This window comes from Silicimonas lutimaris, from assembly GCF_047314965.1.
Lineage (GTDB): Bacteria > Pseudomonadota > Alphaproteobacteria > Rhodobacterales > Rhodobacteraceae > JAVJUV01.
This window is the reverse complement of record NZ_JBLBVK010000056.1, coordinates 143304-165660: the sequence shown is the minus strand read 5'-3', so window position 1 is coordinate 165660 and position 22357 is coordinate 143304. Positions and strand designations below refer to the sequence as shown.

At 63.2% G+C, this 22357-nt stretch carries 21 protein-coding genes; 9 read left to right on the top strand and 12 right to left on the bottom strand.

Going from position 1 to position 22357, the window contains the following annotated elements:
* Positions 1 to 10: 10 nt before the first annotated feature.
* Entirely contained in the window at positions 11 to 1435 is a 1425-nt protein-coding gene (gene atpD / locus ACKLNI_RS18305; protein ID WP_413720542.1) for a F0F1 ATP synthase subunit beta, read from the top strand.
* A gap of 9 nt (positions 1436 to 1444) precedes the next feature.
* A complete protein-coding gene (locus tag ACKLNI_RS18300) occupies positions 1445 to 1843 on the top strand; it encodes a F0F1 ATP synthase subunit epsilon (RefSeq protein WP_413720541.1) in 399 nt (132 codons plus the stop codon).
* A 62-nt stretch (positions 1844 to 1905) separates the two neighbouring features.
* Here ACKLNI_RS18300 and hemE read toward each other — a convergent pair whose 3' ends face one another.
* Positions 1906 to 2940, bottom strand: a complete 1035-nt coding sequence (hemE, locus tag ACKLNI_RS18295) for a uroporphyrinogen decarboxylase (protein WP_413720540.1) — start codon at positions 2938 to 2940, stop codon at positions 1906 to 1908.
* Between the two features lie 102 nt (positions 2941 to 3042).
* On the opposite strand from hemE, the gene hemC reads away from it, so the two are divergent.
* The 3 genes from hemC to phaR all read left to right on the top strand — a co-directional run bounded on the left by hemC (position 3043) and on the right by phaR (position 5505).
* Positions 3043 to 3984 carry a hydroxymethylbilane synthase gene (gene hemC / locus ACKLNI_RS18290; protein WP_413720539.1) on the top strand — a complete coding sequence of 314 codons (942 nt, stop codon included), beginning with the start codon at positions 3043 to 3045 and terminating at the stop codon, positions 3982 to 3984.
* 112 nt (positions 3985 to 4096) lie between these two features.
* Positions 4097 to 4834, top strand: coding sequence for a transcriptional regulator FnrL (gene fnrL, locus ACKLNI_RS18285; protein WP_413720538.1), 738 nt, complete (start codon positions 4097 to 4099; stop codon positions 4832 to 4834).
* A gap of 104 nt (positions 4835 to 4938) precedes the next feature.
* Positions 4939 to 5505: a polyhydroxyalkanoate synthesis repressor PhaR gene (gene phaR, locus ACKLNI_RS18280; protein WP_413720537.1), complete on the top strand. Its 567-nt coding sequence runs from the start codon at positions 4939 to 4941 to the stop codon at positions 5503 to 5505.
* Between the two features lie 9 nt (positions 5506 to 5514).
* On the opposite strand, the gene ACKLNI_RS18275 is transcribed toward phaR, so the two are convergent.
* The 10 genes from ACKLNI_RS18275 to mdh all read right to left on the bottom strand — a co-directional run bounded on the left by ACKLNI_RS18275 (position 5515) and on the right by mdh (position 18393).
* Positions 5515 to 7185 carry a peptidoglycan-binding protein gene (locus ACKLNI_RS18275; RefSeq protein WP_413720536.1) on the bottom strand — a complete coding sequence of 557 codons (1671 nt, stop codon included), beginning with the start codon at positions 7183 to 7185 and terminating at the stop codon, positions 5515 to 5517.
* A 144-nt stretch (positions 7186 to 7329) separates the two neighbouring features.
* Positions 7330 to 8718 carry a dihydrolipoyl dehydrogenase gene (gene lpdA, locus ACKLNI_RS18270; RefSeq protein ID WP_413720535.1) on the bottom strand — a complete coding sequence of 463 codons (1389 nt, stop codon included), beginning with the start codon at positions 8716 to 8718 and terminating at the stop codon, positions 7330 to 7332.
* 81 nt (positions 8719 to 8799) lie between these two features.
* The gene (locus ACKLNI_RS18265; protein WP_413720534.1) at positions 8800 to 9123 is read right to left on the bottom strand and encodes a hypothetical protein; all 324 of its coding nucleotides are present in this window, start codon (positions 9121 to 9123) and stop codon (positions 8800 to 8802) included.
* On the bottom strand, positions 9120 to 9458 hold the full coding sequence (locus ACKLNI_RS18260) for a hypothetical protein (protein ID WP_413720533.1): 339 nt from the start codon (positions 9456 to 9458) through the stop codon (positions 9120 to 9122). The genes ACKLNI_RS18265 and ACKLNI_RS18260 overlap by 4 nt, the downstream gene beginning before the upstream one ends.
* Positions 9459 to 9462: 4 nt before the next feature.
* A complete protein-coding gene (gene odhB / locus ACKLNI_RS18255) occupies positions 9463 to 10983 on the bottom strand; it encodes a 2-oxoglutarate dehydrogenase complex dihydrolipoyllysine-residue succinyltransferase (protein WP_413720532.1) in 1521 nt (506 codons plus the stop codon).
* 6 nt (positions 10984 to 10989) lie between these two features.
* The gene (locus tag ACKLNI_RS18250; RefSeq protein WP_413720531.1) at positions 10990 to 13953 is read right to left on the bottom strand and encodes a 2-oxoglutarate dehydrogenase E1 component; all 2964 of its coding nucleotides are present in this window, start codon (positions 13951 to 13953) and stop codon (positions 10990 to 10992) included.
* Between the two features lie 58 nt (positions 13954 to 14011).
* Positions 14012 to 14896, bottom strand: a complete 885-nt coding sequence (gene sucD, locus ACKLNI_RS18245) for a succinate--CoA ligase subunit alpha (RefSeq protein WP_413720530.1) — start codon at positions 14894 to 14896, stop codon at positions 14012 to 14014.
* Positions 14897 to 14910: 14 nt separating this feature from the next.
* Positions 14911 to 15978 carry a hypothetical protein gene (locus ACKLNI_RS18240; protein WP_413720529.1) on the bottom strand — a complete coding sequence of 356 codons (1068 nt, stop codon included), beginning with the start codon at positions 15976 to 15978 and terminating at the stop codon, positions 14911 to 14913.
* Between the two features lie 8 nt (positions 15979 to 15986).
* A complete protein-coding gene (sucC, locus tag ACKLNI_RS18235; RefSeq protein WP_413720528.1) occupies positions 15987 to 17180 on the bottom strand; it encodes an ADP-forming succinate--CoA ligase subunit beta in 1194 nt (397 codons plus the stop codon).
* 250 nt (positions 17181 to 17430) lie between these two features.
* Positions 17431 to 18393, bottom strand: coding sequence for a malate dehydrogenase (mdh, locus tag ACKLNI_RS18230; protein WP_413720527.1), 963 nt, complete (start codon positions 18391 to 18393; stop codon positions 17431 to 17433).
* A gap of 107 nt (positions 18394 to 18500) precedes the next feature.
* Between mdh and ACKLNI_RS18225 the strand changes: the two genes are divergently transcribed.
* Complete coding sequence (locus tag ACKLNI_RS18225) at positions 18501 to 19250, top strand: sulfite exporter TauE/SafE family protein (protein WP_413720557.1); 750 nt, start codon at positions 18501 to 18503, stop codon at positions 19248 to 19250.
* Between the two features lie 4 nt (positions 19251 to 19254).
* Here ACKLNI_RS18225 and ACKLNI_RS18220 read toward each other — a convergent pair whose 3' ends face one another.
* Positions 19255 to 19563, bottom strand: a complete 309-nt coding sequence (locus ACKLNI_RS18220; RefSeq protein WP_413720526.1) for a hypothetical protein — start codon at positions 19561 to 19563, stop codon at positions 19255 to 19257.
* 234 nt (positions 19564 to 19797) lie between these two features.
* Between ACKLNI_RS18220 and ACKLNI_RS18215 the strand changes: the two genes are divergently transcribed.
* The 3 genes from ACKLNI_RS18215 to ACKLNI_RS18205 are packed head-to-tail and all read left to right on the top strand — an operon-like array spanning position 19798 to position 22245.
* Positions 19798 to 20655, top strand: a complete 858-nt coding sequence (locus tag ACKLNI_RS18215) for an HpcH/HpaI aldolase/citrate lyase family protein (RefSeq protein ID WP_413720525.1) — start codon at positions 19798 to 19800, stop codon at positions 20653 to 20655.
* Positions 20652 to 21212 (top strand): NnrU family protein, encoded by a 561-nt coding sequence (locus tag ACKLNI_RS18210; protein ID WP_413720524.1) that lies wholly within the window; start codon positions 20652 to 20654, stop codon positions 21210 to 21212. The genes ACKLNI_RS18215 and ACKLNI_RS18210 overlap by 4 nt, the downstream gene beginning before the upstream one ends.
* Before the next feature lie 4 nt (positions 21213 to 21216).
* Entirely contained in the window at positions 21217 to 22245 is a 1029-nt protein-coding gene (locus ACKLNI_RS18205; protein WP_413720523.1) for a MaoC family dehydratase, read from the top strand.
* The last annotated feature ends 112 nt before the right edge of the window (positions 22246 to 22357 follow it).

The window sequence follows — 22357 nt, the reverse complement described above, 5'->3', positions numbered from 1 at the left end:
AGAACGAGGAATGGCAAACGCAAAAGGCAAAGTGACCCAGGTCATCGGCGCCGTCGTGGACGTGCAGTTCGACGACCACCTGCCCGAAATTCTGAACGCGCTGGAGACAACCAACCAAGGCAACCGCCTGGTTCTGGAAGTCGCTCAGCACCTTGGTGAGAACACGGTTCGCACCATCGCTATGGACGCAACCGAAGGTCTGGTTCGCGGCCAGGAAGTCGCGGACACGGGCGGCCCGATCATGGTGCCGGTCGGAAACGCCACGCTGGGCCGCATCCTGAACGTTATCGGCGAACCGGTCGACGAAGGCGAGCCTGTGCATGCCGACGAGAAGCGCGCCATTCACCAGCCTGCGCCGACCTTCGACGAGCAGGCCACGGAATCGGAAATCCTCGTCACCGGCATCAAGGTTGTCGATCTTCTGGCACCCTACTCCAAGGGCGGTAAGATCGGCCTCTTCGGCGGTGCCGGCGTGGGCAAGACCGTTCTCATCATGGAACTGATCAACAACATCGCGAAAGTGCACTCGGGCTTCTCGGTGTTCGCGGGTGTTGGTGAGCGGACCCGTGAGGGCAACGACCTTTACCACGAAATGATCGAATCCGGCGTTATCAAGCCGGACAACCTGCCGGAAAGCCAGGTGGCCCTGGTGTACGGCCAGATGAACGAGCCTCCGGGAGCCCGCGCCCGTGTTGCGCTGACCGGCCTGACGCTGGCCGAGCAATTCCGCGACCAGTCCGGAACCGACGTTCTGTTCTTCGTCGACAACATCTTCCGCTTCACGCAGGCGGGTTCCGAGGTGTCGGCGCTTCTGGGCCGTATTCCTTCGGCCGTGGGCTATCAGCCCACGCTGGCGACCGACATGGGCGCGATGCAGGAACGCATTACCTCGACGAAAGCCGGCTCGATCACCTCGATCCAGGCCGTCTACGTTCCCGCGGACGACCTTACCGACCCTGCGCCGGCAACGACCTTTGCCCACCTCGACGCCACGACCGTTCTGTCGCGTGCGATTTCGGAACTGGGCATCTACCCGGCTGTGGACCCGCTCGACTCGTCGTCGCGGATCCTCGACCCGGCCATCGTTGGCGAAGAGCACTACCAGGTTGCCCGTGACGTGCAGGGTATCCTTCAGCGCTACAAGTCGCTGCAGGACATCATCGCGATCCTCGGCATGGACGAACTGTCGGAAGAGGACAAGCTGACCGTGGCCCGCGCCCGGAAGATCCAGCGTTTCCTCAGCCAGCCGTTCGACGTGGCCAAGGTGTTCACCGGCTCGGACGGTGTTCAGGTTCCGCTGGAAGACACGATCTCGTCGTTCAAGGCGGTTGTCGCCGGTGAATACGACCACCTGCCGGAAGCGGCCTTCTACATGGTCGGCGGCATCGAGGAAGTGAAGGCGAAAGCCGAGCGTCTGGCGGCGGAAGCCGCGTAAGGAGAGCCAATGGCTGACACGTTCCAATTCGACCTCGTCTCGCCCGAGAGCCGTCTGGCCTCGGGACAGGCGAAGGCGGTCCGGCTACCGGGCGCCGATGGCGACATGACGGCTATGCCCGATCATGCGCCAACGGTCACCACGCTGCGGCCGGGCACCATCGTCGTCGAGATGGAAGACGGCGGCGAGCAGGAATTCGTGGTTCTGGGCGGCTTCGCCCAGATCACGGCCGAGAGCGCGACCGTTCTGGCCGACGAAGCGATGCGCAAGACGGACGTGAGCTCCGAATTGCTGCAGCAGCGCATCAAGGAAGCGCAAGAGGCGCAGGCGGCCAAGGAAGGCCCCGACGCCGATGTCGCGGCCAAGCTGGTTGCCGACCTCGAGCATCTGCTGCAGGACATGGTCTGACGGCGACTGCGCGTCTTCGAAATTGAAAAAAGGCCCCGGAAGCGGGGCCTTTTCTTTTTGAATCAACGGTGTGATCGCACCGTGTCGATCATCAGCTGAACATTCTCGGGATCCGCGTCGGGTGTAATGCCGTGACCGAGATTGAAGATGTGCGGCCCCTTCGAGAAGGCGTCGACGATCCTGCGGGTCTCGTCGACCAGGGCCTGACCTCCGGTCACCATGTGCGAGGAGGCAAGGTTGCCCTGCACGCAGCCGTCCTTCTGCACATGCACTGCCGCCCAGGCTGCATCCACCGAATTGTCCAGGGCGACGCAATCCGCGCCGGTGGCCTTGGCGAAGCCTTCATAGCGTTCGCCGGCCTCGCGCGGGAAGGCGATGACAGGGATGTCTGGATGCTTCTGCTTCAGCGCCGCGATGATGCGCTTGGCCGGTTCGAGCGCGAAATCGTCGAAGTCCTGCCCCTTGAGCGACCCGGCCCAGCTGTCGAAGATCTTGACCACCTCGGCGCCGGCGTCGATCTGGGCCGAGAGATAGGTGATCGTGGCCTCGGTCAGCCGATCGATGACGGCCTGAAACAGGGCGCGGTTCTCGGCCTTGAGCGCATGGGCCGGGCCCTGATCCGGCGTGCCGCGTCCGGCGATCATGTAGGTAGCGACCGTCCAGGGCGCACCGGCGAAACCGATCAGAGTCGTCTCTTCTGGCAGTTCTCGCGAGAGGATGCGGACCGTTTCATAGACCGGGGCCAGTTTGTCGTGGATGGCATCGGCCGGCTTCAAGGTATTGAAATCGCTTTCGCTTGTGATCGTGGACAGGCGCGGCCCCTCGCCGGTGACGAACCAGAGATCCATTCCAAGCGCGTCCGGGATCAGCAGGATGTCGGCGAACAGGATGGCAGCGTCGAAGCCATAGCGGCGGATCGGCTGAAGGGTGACTTCGGCGGCCAGATCCGGCGTGTAGCACAGCGAGAGGAAATCGCCGGCCTGGGCGCGCGTCGCGCGATACTCGGGCAGGTAACGGCCGGCCTGCCGCATCATCCAGATCGGCGGCACGGGAAGTGTCTCGCCTTCAAGTGCCCGCAGGATGAGCTTGTTTGCCATGTCTTTCCCCTTCGAAATTTTCGCTCCTGTGGTCACAGCCAAGCGTCATCTTGTCAATACAATGGATTGTCAGTTTTTTCTGACGCCATTACACCTAGGCCCATGACAGATTTACCAAATCCCTCTTCTCCGTTCCGTATTGGCACCCGTGGTTCGCCCCTGGCGCTGGCACAGGCCCATGAAACGCGCGCGCGTCTGTCGGCGGCCTTCGATCTTGTCGAGGAAGCCTTCGAAATCGTTGTCATCAAGACGACGGGCGATCGGGTCCTCGACCGTCCCCTGAAGGAGATCGGAGGAAAGGGTCTGTTCACGCGCGAGATTGAGGACGCCATGTTGAAGGGCGAGATCGATATCGCCGTTCACTCCATGAAGGACATGCCCGTCGAACAGCCCGGCGGACTGCTGCTGGACTGCTATCTTCCGCGCGAAGACGTTCGGGATGCGTTCATCTCGCCCTCGGGCGGCACTCTGGCCGGTCTGGATGCGGGCACCAAGGTTGGTACGTCCAGCCTGCGGCGAAAGGCGCAGCTTCTGAACCGGCGTCCCGACCTTGAGGTCGTGGAGTTCCGCGGCAACGTGCAGACGCGCCTGAAGAAGCTGGAAGACGGGGTTGCCGCTTGCACGTTCCTTGCCATGGCCGGGCTCAACCGCCTGGGTATGAGCGATATCGTGTCCTCGGCCATCGAACCCGAGGAGATGCTTCCGGCGGTCGCCCAGGGCGCTATCGGGATAGAGAGACGTGCGGACGACATGCGGGCAGCAGCGATGCTGGAGGCTATCCACCACACGCCGACCGGGCAGCGCCTGGCGGCGGAACGTGCCTTTCTCGCGGCTCTCGACGGATCGTGCGAGACACCGATCGCGGGTCTGGCGGAACTGAATGGGGGCCAGTTGCGGCTACGGGGCGAGATACTTCGAACCGACGGATCCGAAGCCGTTTCTGATGAGTGTAGCGGTGCCATCGAGGACGCGGACGCCCTGGGGCGTGACCTTGCAGCTGGCTTGCTGAACAGGGCCGGAGAGGGCTTTTTCGACTGGCGCTGAGGTCCGGTTCGGGAAAAAATACATGCAAACTGTTGAATTTGGTGGCCGACCATCCCAAGTTGTATAAGATAGTCGTAGCGCTTCGACGCGAACAGGAAGTGCGGGGGAACCAATGGCGTCAATTTCTTTGGAAGTTACGGAGGTCGGTCCGTGTTCGGGCTGTCCCATCCGTCACAGAGCGGTTTGCTCACGATGTGAGACCGATGAATTAGCTCGGCTTGAAGAGATCAAGTATTATCGGACCGTCGCGGCCGGGCAGAATATTCTCTGGGCGGGCGACAGAATGGACTTTGTGGCTTCGGTCGTCTCGGGGGTCGCATCGCTGACCCAGACGATGGAGGATGGCCGCCGCCAGATGGTGGGGCTTTTGCTGCCATCGGATTTTATCGGCAGACCGGGACGGGAACTGGCCCGGTTCGACGTGACCGCCGTTTCAGAGACGGTGATCTGCTGTTTCCGACGCAAGCCGTTCGAGCGGCTGCTCGACGAGATGCCGCATATCCAGAAACGGCTTCTGGAAATGGCGCTGGACGAACTGGACGCGGCGCGCGACTGGATGCTGCTTCTGGGACGCAAGACGGCTCGTGAAAAGATCGCCAGCCTTTTGTCGATCATTGCGCGGCGTGCCTCGGCAGAAGGCGAAATTCCTCTCGACCAGCCGGTGACCTTCGATCTGCCGCTCACTCGGGAAGCGATGTCGGATTACCTGGGACTGACGCTGGAGACCGTTTCGCGTCAGATTTCGGCTCTGAAGCGGGATGGCATCATTCGCCTTGAAGGGAACCGACACGTGATCGTGCCGGACATGATGCGCCTGATGGACGAGACCGGCGACGACGATCTGGTCTAAGTTTCGCTGCGCAGCATGAAAATCATGCTGCGCAGAAACTCTTTGATTTCACGGTCTCTCTCGTTAAGCTGCACCGCAGCGACAATCGTCGGGGAGGACGGGACGTGGCATCCAAACCATTGCTGATCAAGCGGTACGCCAGCCGGCGGCTGTATAACACCGAGACTTCGGACTATGTCACCCTTGAGGATATCGCGGGTTTCATTCGCGACGGCCGCGAGGTTCAGATCGTCGATCTGAAGTCGGGCGACGACCTGACGCGGCAATACCTTCTGCAGATCATTGCCGAGCACGAGAGCCGCGGCGAGAATGTCTTGCCGGTGGATGTTCTGACCGATCTTGTCCGGTCCTACACCACCCAGGCGCAATCGGTCGTTCCCCAGTTCCTTGCGATGAGCTTCGACATGCTGCGCGAAGGGCAGTCGAAGATGATGGAGAGCATGACCAATCCCATGTCCGCCATGCCTGGATTCGAGGCGATGAAGGCGCAGCAGGAAGCCTTCATGAAGGCGATGACCGGTGGCCTTGGCGGCGGCTGGTCGGGACCGTCCGCCAGCGACGATGATGAGCCCACGTCTGAAGAGGACACGGGCGCGTCCGAACTGGATGAGATCCGGTCGCAACTGGCGGCCATGCAGGAACAGTTGGCGAAGATCGGAAAGAAGGACTGAGAGCCCTTTCTACCGAAAGATCTGCCGGACCGAATCCGCAAGAAGTTGAACAACGACAGCTTCGCTGAGGTAACCCGTCTCGGGAAGATTGCGGGCGGATTGATAGCGCCGGATCGCGCGCCGGCTGTCGTCGTCCAGAACGCCGTCGACCCGCCCGGGACGCAAGCCCAGCGACTCGAGGCGAGACTCGATGATCTGCAGAGTGCGAGGAGAAAGGTTCAGGGCCTGTTCCTCGCGTGCGGCCGCAGAGTTGGACTGCGATTCGCGTTCGGCCTGTTCAATGGCCGCGATGCGGGTTTGTGCTTCGTCCCGGAAGGCGCCGCCGGGCGCGAGATCGAGGTAATCGCGATAGGCACGGATCGTGTTTTCCTGCGTGGCTTCATCCCATAGCTGGCGATCGCGCGCATCGGTTTCGCGGCGCTTTTGACGTTCGATTGCAGCCAGCTGTTCTTGTGCGGTCTCTGAATATTCCCCGACAGGGTAGCGATTCAAATAGGCCCGCAGTCCCGCTTCGTCGCCAAGCGCGCCGGTCTGGCTCCAGAAGGTGCGGTCCTCTGCCAGCTGCTGTGCCCGACGCCGCTCGGCCTCGGCCTCCAGTTCCGCCGCGCGCCGCTCTGCCTGCGCGTCGAGCCGCGTGATCTGGTCGGCCGTGAGATAGCCGGTTGCCTCGAAACCCTGAGACTGCTGCCATGCGCTGATGGCGGTGCGGGTGCCGCGGCCGAAGATGCCGTCGATGCCACGGGTGTTGTAGTCGAGGAGCGACAGGTCACGCTGGACTTCGCGGCGCTGGTCCCGGTTGAGGTCCAGCGCTTGTTCGGTGCGCTCGGCACGTGCCTCGGGCGTATCGGTCAGAGACTGGATGCGGTTCTCGGCCATGCGGCGGAATTGGCCGGTCGGGAATTCCGAGATGTACCGCTGATAGGCCTCGGCTGTGTTCGCCGCGTCGGCGTCGCGCCAGGCGCGAATGTCGCGCAGGCGCTGGTCGGCGTCCGAAGGGGGCACCGGTAGGGGTGTCAGGGGCTTTTCGGGCGCCGCTTCGTCCACGAAGCTTTGGCCTGCGGCGGAAAAGCCGGAAACCCCAAGTCCGGCCCGGCGCGCGGCATCGACAAGATCGGTGCCTGGGCGGGCCATGCGATCTTCGATGAAATTGGCGGCCGTGCGCGGATCACCTGTCAGAACGGTCACACCCTGAGGGATGGTGATATCGCCGATCCCGGCGGAGAGAAAAGTGCCGTACTCGGCCTCGAGGTCATCGGTGGCGAGGATCAGGACGGCCTTTCCAGGATGCTCGGCCAGCCACGCCGTGACCGTGGACAGGGGCAGGGTGGTCGCTGCCAGGGTTGCAAGCGGCCCGGTGTCGGCGTCGGAAGGCAGGTAATAGGTCTCGGTCGACGAGTGAAGGAAGCGACCGCCAAGGGCCACAAGGAGACGGTCGGACCTGTCTGCCATCTGTCCGAATTCCGCAAGCGCCTGGCGCATGCCGTCGAGGTCGGTATCGCGGCGTGCAACCACGCGGACACCGGCCCGGTCGAGCGCGCGGGACGCATCGACCAGTTCATCGCCGCGCCGGACATCGCTGATCCGGTCGTAATCCTCGGTGCCGATGAGCAGGGCAGCCGTCTGGGCAGAGGCCGTGCCGGCCAGGCCGAGGGCGAGAATGGGCAGAAGAACGCGCAGCATCGATGAAACCTCCAAAAGCATCGGTGCGCGGCACCCCCGCCTGCCGCGCGATGCGTCCAAAGTTCACGTTTCGGGGCCGCTAGGCAATATCATCGATGCGGTCGGGCTGCGCGGTTTGCCCCGAATGGGCGGCGGTCCGCCGCTCTAGCTGTGAATCGGGCCGTCGCCGCAAGCCAGCGCGGCCTCGCGCACCGCCTCGGAATAGGTCGGGTGCGCGTGGCAGGTGCGGGCGATATCCTCGGCCGCAGCGCCGAACTCCATTCCAACGCAGATCTCGTGGATCAGGTCGCCGGCCATCGGTCCGATGATATGTGCCCCGAGGATGCGGTCGGTTTCCTTGTCGGCGAGGATCTTCACGAAGCCCTCGGCGGCATGGTTCGCCTTGGCGCGTCCGTTGCCCATGAACATGAACTTGCCCGCCTTGTAAGCGCGGCCTTCTTCCTTGAGCTGTTCCTCGGTCTTGCCAACGCTGGCGACCTCGGGATGGGTGTAGATCACGCCCGGGATGACGCCGTAGTTCACGTGGCCCGCCTGGCCCGCGATGATCTCGGCTACCGCCATGCCTTCGTCCTCGGCCTTGTGCGCCAGCATGGGCCCCGCGATGCAGTCTCCGATGGCGTAGATACCCTTCACGCTGGTCGCATAATGCGCGTCGGTCTTGACCTGTCCGCGGTCGGTCGTGGCGACGCCGAGCGCGTCGAGGCCAAGTCCGTCGGTGTAGGGTTTGCGCCCGGTGGCAACCAGGACGGTATCGGCTTCGACCGTTTCTTCCTTGTCGTTCTTCTTCAGCTTGTAGGTCACCTTTGCGCCGCCCTTGGTCTTTTCGACCTTCTGAACGGCAGCGCCCATGACGAAGGACATGCCCTGCTTCTTCAGGATGCGCTGGAAGGTTTTCTGGACCTCGCCGTCCATGCCGGGGGTGACGACGTCCAGGTATTCGATCACCGTCACTTCCGACCCGAGGCGGTTGTAGACCGAGCCGAGTTCCAGGCCGATCACGCCCGCGCCGATGACGACCAGTTTCGCGGGGATCTTGCCCAGTTCCAGCGCGCCGGTGGAGGTGACGACGGTCTTCTCGTCGACCTCGACGCCCGGCAGCGAGGAGGATTCCGAACCGGTGGCGACGATGATGTTCTTCGCCTCGTGCACCTCGTCGCCGACCTTGACCTTGCCCGGCTCGGGGATCGAGCCCCAGCCTTTCAGCCAGTCGATCTTGTTCTTCTTGAACAGGAACTCGATGCCCTTGGTATTGCCGTCGATGGTTTCCTGCTTGTAGGCAAGCATCTGTTTCCAGTCGACGTCGGGGCGCAGAACCTTGAGCCCCATCTTGGCGAAGTTCTCTTCGGTCTCGTGCAGCATCTCGGTGGCGTGCAGAAGCGCCTTTGACGGGATGCATCCGACGTTGAGGCAGGTGCCGCCCAAGGTCTCGCGCCCCTCGACGCAGGCGGTCTTGAGGCCCAGCTGCGCGCAGCGGATGGCGCAGACATAGCCGCCGGGGCCACTGCCGATTACGATGACGTCATAGCTTGCCATGGGTCGGGTCCTTTTGTTGTCGGGCGCGTCGGCGGGGGCTCTGCCCCCGCACCCCCGAAGTATTTGGGCCAAGAGGAAGGATCAAGTTCTTGAGCACCTGAGGGGGGCGACGAGCATCGTGTCGGCGTACCGTTCGCCCTGTTTGCGGGTTTCCTCGATGAGGAAGGAATCGGGCGCCTCTACCCAGGCGCAGGAGGGTTCGAGCGCGACCTGACGGCGCGCGATGGCCTTGCGGTCGGCCAGCGGTCGCGGTTCGGACGGGTCGAAGACGAAGAGGTGCAGCCGTGCGCCTTCGGTGCCGTAGGGCACGTTCGAGGGCACGTGGCGCGCGGTCGTCAGCGTTTCGGAGACCGGGGCGCCGCAGGCGGCGAGCGCGAGGAGCGCCAAGGGCAGAAGGCGTTTCATCGGGGTCTCCACGTGGTCGGCAGGATCAGGAGGAAGGCAAGCGATGCGGCGATCACCAGCGCGAAGCCCAATGGAACGGTAAAGAGATGCGCCGACTGTGCCGCGAGGAACGCAAGCATGGCCGCGACCAGCGCCAGGGCGGCCACCCGTTCGAGCCTGACCCAAGCCGCGACAGCGGCGGCGAGGTAGAGGAGCGTTGCGGGCCATTCTGTCAGGTCGATCCAGGTGGGCAGGTCGAAGGTGTTGTGGGTCTGGCGGGCGAAGACGGTGGTGAAGAGGGCCAGCAGCAGCGCGAGAACTGCTGCTGCCGGAAATCTTATCCCCTCGGACGGCACGGCCTCAGAGGTCCATCAGCAGCCGCCGCGGATCCTCCAGTGCTTCCTTCACGCGAACGAGGAACGTCACCGCCCCCTTGCCGTCGACGATCCGGTGGTCGTAGCTGAGCGCGAGATACATCATCGGGCGCGCCACGATCTGGCCGTTCACGACCATCGGGCGTTCCTGGATCTTGTGCATGCCCAGGATGCCCGACTGTGGCGGGTTCAGGATGGGCGAGGACATCAGCGAGCCGTAGACGCCGCCGTTCGAGATGGTGAAGGTGCCGCCCTGCATCTCGGCCATCGAAAGTTTGCCATCACGGGCGCGTAGCCCCAGTTCGGCGATCTTCTTCTCGATCGCAGCGAAGCTCATCTGGTCGGCGTTGCGGACGACGGGCACGACAAGACCCGTAGGCGTGCCGACGGCGACGCCCATGTGGACGAAGTTCTTGTAGACGATGTCGGTGCCGTCGATCTCGGCATTGACCTCGGGCACTTCCTGAAGCGCGTGGCAGCAGGCCTTCACGAAGAAGGACATGAAGCCCAGCTTTACGCCGTGCTTCTTCTCGAACAGGTCCTTGTACTCGCTGCGAAGCGCCATGACCGCGCCCATGTCGACCTCGTTATAGGTGGTCAGCATGGCGGCTGTGTTCTGCGCGTCCTTCAGGCGGCGCGCGATGGTCTGGCGGAGGCGGGTCATCTTCACCCGTTCCTCGCGGGCGGCGTCCTCGGCGGCGACAGGCGCTCGGGGCGCCTGGGCCGGGGCGGGCGCCTCTGCCTTGGGCGCTGGGGATTGAAGCGCCTTCTGAACGTCTTCCTTCATGATGCGGCCGTCCTTTCCGGTGCCTGTCACCTCGTCGGGGCTGAGGCCCTTCTCGGCCATCAGTTTCTTGGCCGAGGGCGCATCCTCGATGTCCTTGCCCGACGGAGCGGCGGCGGGGGCGGGGGCCGGTGCAGCGTCCGGGGCGGTTGCCGCGGCAGCGCCTTCGCCGGCGGTCATGACGGCCAGCTTGCCGCCTGCCTCGACGGTGGAACCCTCGGCGGCGAGGATCTCGCTGAGCACGCCGGAGGCGGGAGCGGGCACCTCGACCGAAACCTTGTCGGTCTCCAGTTCACACAGCATCTCGTCCTGCTGAACTGCGTCGCCGGCTTTCTTGAACCAGGTCGAGACGGTGGCTTCGGCGACGCTTTCGCCAAGCGTCGGGACCATGACGTCGATTTTCGCGCCGCCCTTGGCCGCACCGTTTCCGGCGGGCTTGGGCGCGGAGGCCGCGGCCTTGGGGGCAGGGGCTGCCGCAGCGCCGGTACCTTCGCTGAGCGTGGCCAGTAGCGCGTCGACGCCGACGGTCTCGCCCTCCTTGGCGACGATCTCGCCCAGGGTGCCGGCAGCGGGCGAGGGTACCTCGACGGTGACCTTGTCGGTCTCCAGTTCGCACAGCATCTCATCGACGGCGACGCTGTCGCCGGGCTTCTTGAACCAGGTCGCGACGGTCGCTTCGGTCACGCTTTCGCCCAGCGTGGGCACGCGGATTTCAGTGGCCATTTTCGGTTACCCTTTGATTGTGAGCGCGTCGTCGACCAGCGCTGCCTGTTGTGATTTATGTGCCGAGGCAAGGCCCGTGGCCGGTGAAGCCGACGCGGCGCGCCCGGCATAGACAGGCCGGGTGATCTTTGCCTTGATGCGGGTCAGCACCCATTCGATGTTTGGCTCCATGAAGGTCCATGCACCCTGGTTCTTGGGCTCTTCCTGGCACCAGACATAGTCGGCATTGGGAAAGCGTTTCAATTCCTTCACCATGGCCTGGGCCGGGAAGGGATAGAACTGCTCGACACGCAACAGGTAGACGTCGTCGATGCCGCGCGCGTCACGCTCTTCCAACAAGTCGTAATAGACCTTGCCCGAGCACATCACGACGCGCCTGATCTTGTCGTCGGCGGCAAGCTTGGTGTCGGAATGGCCTTTCTCGGCGTCGTCCCAGAGAACGCGGTGGAAAGACGATCCGGTCAGGAAGTCGGCCTGATCGCTGATGGCCAGCTTGTGGCGCAGGAGCGATTTGGGCGTCATCAGCACAAGCGGCTTCCTGTAGGAGCGGTGCAACTGGCGGCGCAGGATGTGGAAGTAGTTCGCCGGCGTCGTGCAGTTCGCAACGATCCAGTTGTCTTCCGCGCACATCTGCAGGAAGCGTTCCAGGCGGGCCGAGGAATGCTCCGGTCCCTGGCCTTCGAAGCCGTGGGGCAGGAGCATGACAAGGCCCGACATGCGCAGCCACTTGCGCTCGCCGGACGAGATGAACTGGTCGAACATGATCTGCGCGCCGTTCGCGAAGTCGCCGAACTGGGCCTCCCAGAGCGTCAGCGCATTCGGTTCGGCCAGCGAATAGCCGTATTCGAAGCCAAGCACCGCGTACTCGGAAAGCATCGAGTCGATGACCTCATAACGCGCCTGACCGTCGCGAATGTGATTCAGCGGATAGTACCGGTCTTCGTTTTCCTGGTTGATGATGCCGGAATGGCGCTGGCTGAAGGTGCCGCGCGTCGAATCCTGGCCTGCCAGTCGCACCGGATAGCCCTCGGTGAGCAGGCTGCCGAAGGCAAGTGCTTCCGCCGTGGCCCAGTCGAAACCTTCGCCGGTGTCGAACATCTGCTTTTTCGTTTCAAGCAGGCGCTCGACGGTCTTGTGGACGGGGAAGCCACCGGGAACGGTGGTAAGCGCGTTGCCGATCTCCTCCATCGTCTTCTTCTTGATGGCGGTCTTGCCGCGCTGGTACTTCTCGCCCTCTCGGTCAAGGTGGCTCCAGCGGCCGTCCAGCCAGTCGGCCTTGTTCGGGCGATAGACCTTTCCAGCCTCGAACTCCTCGTTCAGGTAGGCCTGGAACTGGGCTTTCATGTCCTCGATCTCGCCCTCGGGGATCAGCCCGTCCTTCACCAGCCGGTCGGTGTAGAGCGAGAGGGTCGTCTTGTGACCCTTGATCCGCTTGTACATGATCGGGTTGGTGAACATCGGCTCGTCGCCTTCGTTGTGACCGAAGCGGCGGTAGCAGAACATGTCGATGACCACGTCCTTGCCGAACTTCTGGCGGAACTCGGTGGCGACCTTGGCGGCGTGAACGACCGCCTCGGGGTCGTCGCCGTTGACGTGGAAGATCGGGGCCTCGACCATCAGCGCGATGTCGGTCGGATAGGGGGACGACCGGCTGAAGTGCGGCGCGGTGGTGAACCCGATCTGGTTGTTGACGACGATGTGGATCGTGCCGCCGGTCCGATGGCCGCGCAGGCCCGAGAGCCCGAAGCATTCGGCCACGACGCCCTGGCCCGCGAAGGCCGCGTCGCCGTGCAGAAGGATCGACAGGACTTGCCTGCGGTCATGGTCGTGAAGCTGATCCTGCTTGGCGCGGGCCTTGCCAAGCACGACCGGGTTGACCGCTTCCAGGTGGGAGGGGTTCGCGGTCAGCGACAGGTGCACGGTGTTGCCGTCGAACTCACGATCCGACGAAGCGCCGAGGTGGTACTTCACGTCACCGGAGCCATCCACATCCTCGGGCTTGAAGCTGCCGCCCTGGAATTCGTTGAAGATCGCCTTGTAAGGCTTGCCCATCACGTTGGCCAGAACCGACAGGCGGCCCCGGTGCGGCATGCCGATGACGATTTCCTTCACGCCAAGCGCACCGCCGCGCTTGATGATCTGTTCCATCGCCGGGACAAGACTTTCACCTCCGTCGAGGCCAAAGCGCTTGGTACCCATGTACTTGACGTGCAGAAACTTCTCGAAGCCCTCGGCCTCGACCAGCTTGTTCAGGATTGCGCGACGGCCTTCCTGGGTGAAGGCGACTTCCTTGCCGTAGCCTTCGATCCGCTCCTTCAGCCAGGCGGCTTCCTCGGGGTTCGAGATGTGCATGTACTGAAGCGCGAAGGTGCCGCAGTAGGTGCGCTTCACGATCGAGAGGATCTCGCGCATCGAGGCCATCTCCAGCCCCAGCACGTTGTCGATGAAGATCGGACGGTCCATGTCTGTTTCGGTGAAGCCGTAGGATCGCGGATCAAGCTCTGGGTGAGGCGTTTCGTCCCGCATCCCGAGCGGATCGAGTTCCGCCACCAGGTGACCCCGGATACGGTAGGCGCGGATGATCATCAGCGCACGGATCGAATCCAGCACTGCCTGGCGTACCTGAGCCTCGGTGACCTTCACGCCCTGTTCCGCGGCCTTGGCCTTGATCTTGTCGGCTGCGCCCGCGGCCTCCTTGGGGCCAAGCGCGCCCCATTGCCCGTCCAGCGCTGCGGTCAGTTCGTCCGAGGGCTGTGGCGGCCAGTCGGCTCGCGCCCAGGAAGGCCCTGCGGCCTCGGCCTTGGCATCCATGCCGCTGTCGCCCAGTTCGCGGAAGAACTGCTGCCAGGCTGCATCGACCGCGTTCGGGTCGTTTGCATAGCGGGCGTAGAGCTGTTCGATGTACTCCGCGTTATGTCCTTGCAGAAAGGACGAGGCCTTGAAGATGTCGTTGGGGCTTTGATCCGTCATGGGGTCCTCCCGAACCGCCGGTTCCCGATTGAGTGACGGGGCCAAAATGGCCCCGGTCTTATTTCCCTATTGCTTCCAGCACCGCTTCGCCAAGACCCGCCGGGCTTTCCGCCACGACGATCCCGGCCGAACGCATCGCTTCGATCTTGTCCTCGGCGCCGCCCTTGCCGCCGGCGACGATGGCGCCTGCGTGGCCCATGCGGCGGCCCGGAGGTGCCGTGCGCCCTGCGATGAAGCCCGCGACGGGCTTCTTCCGGCCGCGCTTCGCCTCGTCCTTCAGGAACTGGGCGGCTTCTTCTTCGGCCGAGCCGCCGATCTCGCCGATCATGATGATCGACTGCGTTTCATCGTCCGCAAGGAACCATTCCAGCACGTCGATATGCTCGGTCCCCTTGATCGGGTCGCCGCCGATGCCGACACAGGTCGACTGGCCAAGGCCCACATCTGTCGTTTGTTTCACGGCCTCGTAGGTAAGCGTGCCTGAGCGCGATACAACACCGACCGAGCCACGCTTGTGGATATGGCCGGGCATAATGCCAATCTTGCAGGCGTCCGGCGTGATGACACCGGGGCAGTTCGGGCCGATCAGGATCGTGTCCGTGTTCATCAGCGCGCGCTTCACCTTCATCATGTCCAGCACCGGGATGCCCTCGGTGATGCAGACGACGAGAGGGATCTCGGCATCGATCGCCTCGAGGATCGAGTCGGCCGCAAACGGCGGGGGCACATAGATCACGGTGGCGTTTGCCCCTGTCTTCGCCACGGCCTCATGCACGGAGTTGAAGACCGGCAGGTCCAGGTGTGTCTGGCCCCCTTTGCCCGGAGTCACGCCGCCGACCATCTTCGTGCCGTAGGCGATGGCCTGTTCCGAGTGAAAGGTGCCCTGAGAGCCGGTGAAGCCCTGGCAGATGACCTTGGTGTTTTCGTCTACAAGTACGGACATGCAGGTTCTCTTCTTCAGTTAAGAATGACGGCGGACGTGCCGTCGTTTATGCATTCGCCGGAATTCCCGGCCTGTGCATATCGAAGCCAGAGCATCTGGCGTGGGGCGAAAATCGAAAGCCCGTCGCAGGGTCCGCGGCCCCCTTCGGGTGCGCCGGGCTGCACGAGATTTGGAAAAAGGGCATATGCAAGTTCGGTGCCTATGGCCTGAGCGGTGTCAAGCGGAACGGACTGGCTTTGGATCGAGCAGTAGATCGTGTCGTTCACCGTCACATTCCCGAAAACGCCACCGCCTGAGAATTCCCAGCCACCCTGATCGCCCGTTGGGGCAAGGGCCATGCCCGCGGACTCCAGCGCTGACAAAGACTGCTGGGGGGTCCGGTAGTTGCGCATGCAGATATCAATGACAGCGCGCATGGTCTCGGCGCTGTCGTTGGTTCCGGCCTGCGCTGCCTGTTCGCCCCGCGACACGATTCCGAAGGCGCCGATGCCGATGCCATAGGAATACACCTGGAACTGCGCGACCATTTCCGGGTCCGAGAGCAGGCCAAGTGCATCGATGTTGACCATCTTGTCTACGCCGCTGCCAGGCGTTGCGTAGAGCGAAGTGATCTTGATGTCCCGGTCTTCGCCGCCGGCGAGTGCCGTGGCGCCGCTCAGTTCAAGGCGCGCGCGCAAATCGGAAGCGATGGCCTCGAAGCTCTCCAATGGCTGGAGATTGTGATATCCGACGTGGCAGTGCAGGTAGCGCCTGTCACCGAGATCGCTTTGCGTAATCGACAGTGACCACTTCTGGTCCTGAGTCTGGTGATCAATCTGAATACGGTTGCCGTCGGTGCTTTGAGCAATCCGATGTTCAGGCGGAAGCGAAACATAGGCTGCCGGGTCGACCGAGCCGGACTGGATGATCGCGCCACAGTATTCACCGAACTTTTGCCAGACGGAGTCGATCAGACCTGCCTGCGCGGATGCCCCGCCAGACGAAAGAACCAGTGCACAGAGAGCGAATCCAAGCGTTGATACCGGGACGGCCGAGCGCGCCGATCCGTGTACCTCCGCCTGGCGTTCCGCTGTTCTGGGCAAGTTGGTCGTCACCCTTTCACCGCTTTGACAATTTTCTGGGCGCCGTCCTTCAGGTCATCGGCCGCGATCACGTTCAGTCCGCTGTTGCCGATGATCTCTTTGCCCTTCTCGACATTCGTGCCTTCCAGACGGACCACCAGCGGCACCTGAAGGCCCACTTCCTTGACCGCGGCGACCACGCCCTCGGCGATCACGTCGCAGCGCATGATACCGCCGAAGATGTTGACGAGGATGCCCTTCACGTTCGGGTCGGACGTGATGATCTTGAACGCCTCGGTCACCTTTTCCTTGGTCGCGCTGCCGCCCACGTCGAGGAAGTTCGCCGGCGATGCACCGAATAGTTTGATGATGTCCATCGTCGCCATGGCGAGGCCTGCGCCGTTGACCATGCAGCCGATCTCTCCGTCCAGAGCGATATAGTTCAGGTCGTATTTCGACGCCTGAAGCTCTTTCGGATCCTCCTCGGTCTCGTCGCGAAGTTCGAGGATGTCCGGGTGGCGATAGAGCGAGTTGCCATCAAAGCCCATCTTGGCGTCGAGGCATTTGAGATCACCCTTGTCCGTGATGATCAGCGGGTTGATCTCCAGCATCTCCATGTCTTTTTCGACGAAGAGCTTGTAGAGCGTTCCCATCAGCGCGACGCATTGCTTGATCTGCGGGCCGGTCAGGCCCAGAGCGAAGGCGATGCGGCGGCCGTGGAAAGCCTGGTACCCGGTCGCGGGATCGACGCTGAACGACAGGATCTTCTCGGGCGTCGCGTGGGCGACTTCCTCGATGTCCATGCCGCCCTCGGTCGAGGCGACGAAACTGATCCGCGACGTGACGCGGTCGACCAGCAGGGCGAGGTACATCTCGGTTTCGATGCCCGAGCCGTCCTCGATGTAGATGCGGTTGACCTGCTTGCCCGCCGGTCCGGTCTGCTTGGTGACCAGAGTGCGGCCCAACATGCGCTTGGCTTCGGTCGCGGCTTCTTCCACCGATCTTGCAAGGCGGACGCCGCCAGCATCGCCGGCATCCGCTTCCTTGAACGTTCCCTTGCCGCGGCCCCCGGCATGAATTTGCGCTTTGACGACCCACAGCGGACCATCAAGCGCGCCAGCAGCCGTTTTCGCCTCCTCGGCGCGCAGCACGGCGCGGCCGTCGGACACCGGAGCGCCGTAGGAGCGCAGCAGTGCCTTTGCCTGGTATTCGTGGATGTTCACGGGGGCCTCCTGATAGTCCGTTTCGTCCGTCCTTGGCAGACGACGCAGCGCGGATAAACGGAAATTCTTGTGATAACGCTAAATCAGGCCAAAAAAATCCATTATGTGATCACACAAAAAAATTAAGTGATCACAATTGGGGAAATAGGTGGATCCAGATTCGGGATCAGGGAGGAATGGCGGTGCTGCGCCGGAAAAGAAAAAGGCCGCCGAAGTTCCGGCGGCCAATCGTTCGTACCGCGAATGCGGCTTAACCCAGATTCTCGTCGATGCCCTTGCAGGCCTTGACCAGTCCCTTCACGGCGTCGACCGACTTGTCGAACATCGCCTGCTCGTCTTTCGACAGCTTGATCTCGACGATCCGCTCGATGCCACCGGCGCCGATGACGGTGGGAACGCCGACATACATGTCCTTCAGTCCGAACACGCCATCGCAATAGGCCGCGCAGGGCAGAACCCGCTTCTGGTCCTTGAGGAAGGCTTCCGCCATTTCGATCGCGCTGGTGGCCGGGGCATAATAGGCCGAGCCGTTGCCCAGAAGTCCGACGATCTCGGCGCCGCCGTCGCGCGTGCGCTGGACGATCGCGTCCAGTTTCTCCTGCGTCGTCCAGCCCATCTCGACGAGATCGGGCAGCGGGATGCCCGCAACGGTCGAGTAGCGAACCGAGGGGACCATGGTGTCGCCGTGGCCGCCAAGAACGAAGGCGGTGACATCTTTCATTGAGACGTTGAATTCGAGGCTCAGGAAGTGGCGGAAGCGCGCCGAGTCCAGAACGCCTGCCATGCCTACCACCATGTTGTGGGGCAGGCCGGAATATTCACGCAGCGCCCAGACCATCGCGTCAAGCGGGTTGGTGATGCAGATCACGAAAGCGTTCGGAGCGTTCTTCTTGATGCCTTCGCCGACGGACTTCATGACCTTCAGGTTGATGCCAAGAAGGTCGTCGCGGCTCATGCCGGGCTTGCGGGGCACGCCGGCGGTCACGATGCAGACGTCGGCGCCGGCTATGTCGGCGTAGTCGTTGGTGCCTTTCAGCGCGGCGTCAAAGCCTTCGGAAGGGCCGGCTTCGGCAATGTCCAGCGCTTTGCCCTGGGGTGTTCCTTCGGCGATGTCGAACAAGACGACGTCCCCGAGTTCCTTGAGCGCAGCGAGATGGGCGAGCGTGCCGCCGATTTGGCCTGCGCCGATGAGCGCGATTTTGGGTCTGGCCATGGAAAGGATCTCCGTTTCCGTTTCAGAAGGTCGAGTCGCGGGGATGCCTAGACAGAGTTTGCCGCAGGCGCAAGGGTGGTGAAGCCCGCGACACAGGAGACCGGACCATCGAAACCGACCTCACATTCTTCCTGATCGGCATTCCGGCGGTCATCCTGGCGGGGATTTCGAAGGGCGGGTTCGGGTCGGGCGCGTCTTTCGTCGCGGCCCCGCTGATGGCGCTAATTCTTCCGCCCGAGCAGGCTCTCGGGATCCTGATGCCGCTGCTTCTGCTGATCGATGGGGTGACGCTGAAGCCCTACTGGAAACGGTGGGACGCCCGGCAAACCCGCCTTCTGCTGATCGGCGCCGGACCCGGCGTTCTTCTGGGGGTCTTGTTCTGGCAGATTGCCAATCAGGACATGCTGCGGCTGCTGATCGGCGTCATCGCCATCGGCTATGTCGCGATCCAGCTGCTGCAGCGGTGGTATCCGCCCCGCGCCGCGAGGGCCGCACCGGCCTGGCTGGGCATGCTGGCCGGGGCAGGTTCGGCGTTTACCAGTTTCGTCAGCCACGCGGGAGGCCCCGTGGCTGCGGTCTATCTGTTGTCGCAGGACCTGTCGAAAACGGGCTACCAGGCGACGACTGTGCTGGTGTTCGGTCTGGTGAACGTGGCCAAGACCATTGCCTATGGGTTTCTGGGCGCGATCACGCTCCAGTCATTTCTGGCCGGTCTCTGGCTTGTGCCGGGCGCGCTGTTCGGGGCCTGGCTGGGCGTCGTCGCGCACCGGGCCATTCCGGAGCGCGCGTTCTTCATCGTGACCTATGCACTGCTTCTGGCAGCCGGGTCGAAGCTGATCGCGGATTCGCTGAACTGAGCGCTCAGCTCTTGATGCCAGTCGGCTGCAGCGGTTCTTCAAGATGTTCGAAGGCCTGACCTGACGCCACGAGGCAAGTCATGCCGTTCGGCATGGTCACGGTGATCGTCCAGGTGCCGGTCTCGAGCGATGCGAAGACTTCGACCACCCGGCCCTCCGGGGCCATGCCGATGGATTGCCGGCTTTCGCCATAGCGCTCTGCAAGCCGCTCGATCACCGTGGTTCGCGAACCGCAGTTCTGTCCCTGCGCAGTGGCCATCGTGGCCATGCCCAGCGCGAGGGCGGTCGTCAGGAAGACAGTTTTCCCCGTCATGTCGGTCCTTTCCGGAAGGGTTCGCCTTCCTTTCGCAATCTCCCCGGGTGTCGGGGCGGAATGGAGGAAGTCTGGCCGCAGGGCTGCCAAGATATGGTTAACGGAGCGCCCGGCGTCGGAGTTCCACGGGGCAGGCTTCTGAGTACCCGCGATGCCGCGCCGCGGCGAAAAGCCTTGCGGATTGATGTGGGGATGTGCAGGTTTCGCGCAATATTATTGCTCGGAGGGCGAATCATGACGGACAGCGCGGCACTCTTCAGGTCGGTTCTCTACATCCCCGGTTCGAAGACGCGGGCGCTGGACAAGGCGCGCGGCCTTGCTGCCGACGCCATCATCTTCGATCTCGAAGACGCGGTCGCGCCGGACGAAAAGGTCGCCGCGCGCGCGACGCTGGCCGCCGAACTCAATGCGGGGGGCTATGGAAATCGCTACCGCATGGTGCGGATCAACGCGCTGGATACCCAGTGGGGCGCCGATGACGCGCGGGCCGTCGCGGACATGGACTGCGATGCCATTTTGCTGCCGAAGGTCGATGGGAAAGGCGATGTCGAGGCGCTGGCCGCGCTGGTTCCGGACCTTCCGATCTGGTGCATGATGGAAACTCCGCGCGGTGTCATCAACGCGCTCGAGATCGCTGACGCCCGGTTCGTCCACGGATTCATCCTTGGGACCAACGATCTGGCCAAGGAGATCGGCTGCGCAACGGTTGGCGACCGCATGGCGATGATGACCGCGCTTCAAACCTGCCTGATGGCCGCCCGCGCGGCCGGGATCGTCTGTGTCGACGGCGTCTACAACGCGTTCAAGGACGATGACGGGCTGATGTTGGAATGCGAGCAGGGCCGGGCGCTGGGCATGGACGGCAAGACGCTGATCCACCCGGCTCAACTGGATATCGCGAACCGCGTTTTCGCCCCGACCGAGGCGCAGATCGACCTGGCCCGCCGCCAGATCGAAGCATTTGACGAAGCGATGGCGCGCGGCGAAGCTGTGGCCGTTGTCGACGGCAAGATCGTCGAGAGCCTGCACATCGAAACCGCGCGGGCGGTGCTGGCCAAGGCCGAGGCGATCCGCGCAAGGGAGGCCGCATGACACTTCTTATTCTCGGGCTGGTCCTCTGGACCGTCGCCCATGCCTTCAAGCGCATTGCCCCCGGTCCGCGCGCCGCGCTGCAGGATCGCATGGGCGATGCCTCGAAAGGGATATTCGCCGTTGTTCTTCTTCTGTCGGTCGTCCTTATGGTGATCGGCTATCGCGGGGCGGACAGCGCCTTCTACTGGGGGCGTTCGGCCGCGACGACGGGCATCAACAACCTGCTCATGCTGGTCGCCGTCGCACTTTACGGTGTGGGGAACTCCAAGTCGCGCCTGCGCGAAAAAATGCGTCACCCGATGCTCTGGGGCACCGTGATCTGGTCGGTCTCTCACATCCTGGTAAACGGCGATTCCGCGTCGCTGATCCTGTTCGGCTGGATCGCGGTCTGGGCTCTGGCCGAGATGGCGCTGATCAACCGTGCCGTCACCGACTACACGCCCTGGAAGGGCGGCAGCGCCGCGGGAGATATCCGCCTCGCCGTCATCGCGATCGTCCTTTATGCGGTCATTGCCGGCATCCACACGTGGTTGGGTTACTACCCGTTCGGAGGCTGACCCGATGAAGACCAATCCGGGCCGGTTCTTCGAGGACTATCGCGTGGGCGAAACGATCCGCCACGCGGTGCCGCGTACGCTTCTTGGTGGTGAAAAGGCGCTCTATCACGCGCTGTACCCCGCCCGCCACGCGGTTCATTCCTCGGACGATTTCGCGGCCCGTTGCGGTCTTGCCGGACCGTTCGACGATCTGATCACCTTTCATACGGTGTTCGGCAAGACGGTGCCGGACATCTCGCTCAACGCGATTGCGAATCTTGGCTATGCCGAGGGGCGATGGCGGCGACCGGTCTATCCGGGCGACACGCTGACGGCGACCTCCGAGGTGATCGGGCTGAAGCAGAACTCCAACGGAAATTCAGGCGTTGTCTGGGTGCGCACCACGGGTCGCAACCAGCGGAGCGAGGCGGTGCTGGACTATGTCCGGTGGGTGATGGTTCGAAAAGGCGATACCGGCGCGCCCGCGCCCGAGACCGTCGTGCCGGAACTGTCGGCCGTCGTTGCGCCCGAGACCCTGTCGGTGCCGAATGGCCTGACCTTCGACGGATATGATTTCGAACTGGCGGGCGAGCCGCACCGGTGGCGCGATTACACGATTGGCGAGAAGATAGATCATGTCGACCGCGTCACCATCGAGGAAGCCGAGCACATGATGGCGACGCGGCTTTGGCAGAACACGGCAAAGGTGCATTTCGATGCCACCAACCGTGAAGATGGCAAGCGTCTGATCTACGGCGGGCATGTCATCAGCCTTGCGCGAGCCCTGTCATTCAACGGTCTGGCGAATGTCCAGCTTCTGGCGGGGTTGAACGGCGGGTCACACGCCGCGCCCTGCTTTGCAGGCGATACGATCTCGGCCTGGTCCGAGGTGCTGGACAAGGTCGAAACGGGGGTGCCGGGGGTCGGTGCGCTGCGCCTTCGTTTGGTGGCGCAGAAAGCCGAGGCGGAACCGTTCGGCCTTAAGGGCGAGGATGGCAAGTATGCGCCCGGCGTTCTGCTGGATCTCGACTATTGGGGTTTGATCCCGACCTGACCGGCTTTCCGGAGTCAGGAGCGACGCGAGGGGGGGGCGCATACTACGGTGATGCCTCCTGTTTCCGTGGCTTCGGCCCGAGACAGAGATCGCTTGCCTGATGGCCTGCGTT

Coding starts and splice junctions, on each gene's coding strand:
- hemE (WP_413720540.1), bottom strand. CDS start 2,940: ATGGCAAACAAGCTCATCCTGCGGGCACTTGAAGGCGAGACACTTCCC.
- ACKLNI_RS18210 (WP_413720524.1), top strand. CDS start 20,652: ATGACACTTCTTATTCTCGGGCTGGTCCTCTGGACCGTCGCCCATGCC.
- atpD (WP_413720542.1), top strand. CDS start 11: ATGGCAAACGCAAAAGGCAAAGTGACCCAGGTCATCGGCGCCGTCGTG.
- ACKLNI_RS18220 (WP_413720526.1), bottom strand. CDS start 19,563: ATGACGGGGAAAACTGTCTTCCTGACGACCGCCCTCGCGCTGGGCATG.
- ACKLNI_RS18215 (WP_413720525.1), top strand. CDS start 19,798: ATGACGGACAGCGCGGCACTCTTCAGGTCGGTTCTCTACATCCCCGGT.
- odhB (WP_413720532.1), bottom strand. CDS start 10,983: ATGGCCACTGAAATCCGCGTGCCCACGCTGGGCGAAAGCGTGACCGAA.
- mdh (WP_413720527.1), bottom strand. CDS start 18,393: ATGGCCAGACCCAAAATCGCGCTCATCGGCGCAGGCCAAATCGGCGGC.
- lpdA (WP_413720535.1), bottom strand. CDS start 8,718: ATGGCAAGCTATGACGTCATCGTAATCGGCAGTGGCCCCGGCGGCTAT.
- ACKLNI_RS18275 (WP_413720536.1), bottom strand. CDS start 7,185: ATGCTGCGCGTTCTTCTGCCCATTCTCGCCCTCGGCCTGGCCGGCACG.
- hemC (WP_413720539.1), top strand. CDS start 3,043: ATGACAGATTTACCAAATCCCTCTTCTCCGTTCCGTATTGGCACCCGT.
- sucD (WP_413720530.1), bottom strand. CDS start 14,896: ATGTCCGTACTTGTAGACGAAAACACCAAGGTCATCTGCCAGGGCTTC.
- ACKLNI_RS18250 (WP_413720531.1), bottom strand. CDS start 13,953: ATGACGGATCAAAGCCCCAACGACATCTTCAAGGCCTCGTCCTTTCTG.
- ACKLNI_RS18205 (WP_413720523.1), top strand. CDS start 21,217: ATGAAGACCAATCCGGGCCGGTTCTTCGAGGACTATCGCGTGGGCGAA.
- fnrL (WP_413720538.1), top strand. CDS start 4,097: ATGGCGTCAATTTCTTTGGAAGTTACGGAGGTCGGTCCGTGTTCGGGC.
- ACKLNI_RS18300 (WP_413720541.1), top strand. CDS start 1,445: ATGGCTGACACGTTCCAATTCGACCTCGTCTCGCCCGAGAGCCGTCTG.
- ACKLNI_RS18265 (WP_413720534.1), bottom strand. CDS start 9,123: ATGAAACGCCTTCTGCCCTTGGCGCTCCTCGCGCTCGCCGCCTGCGGC.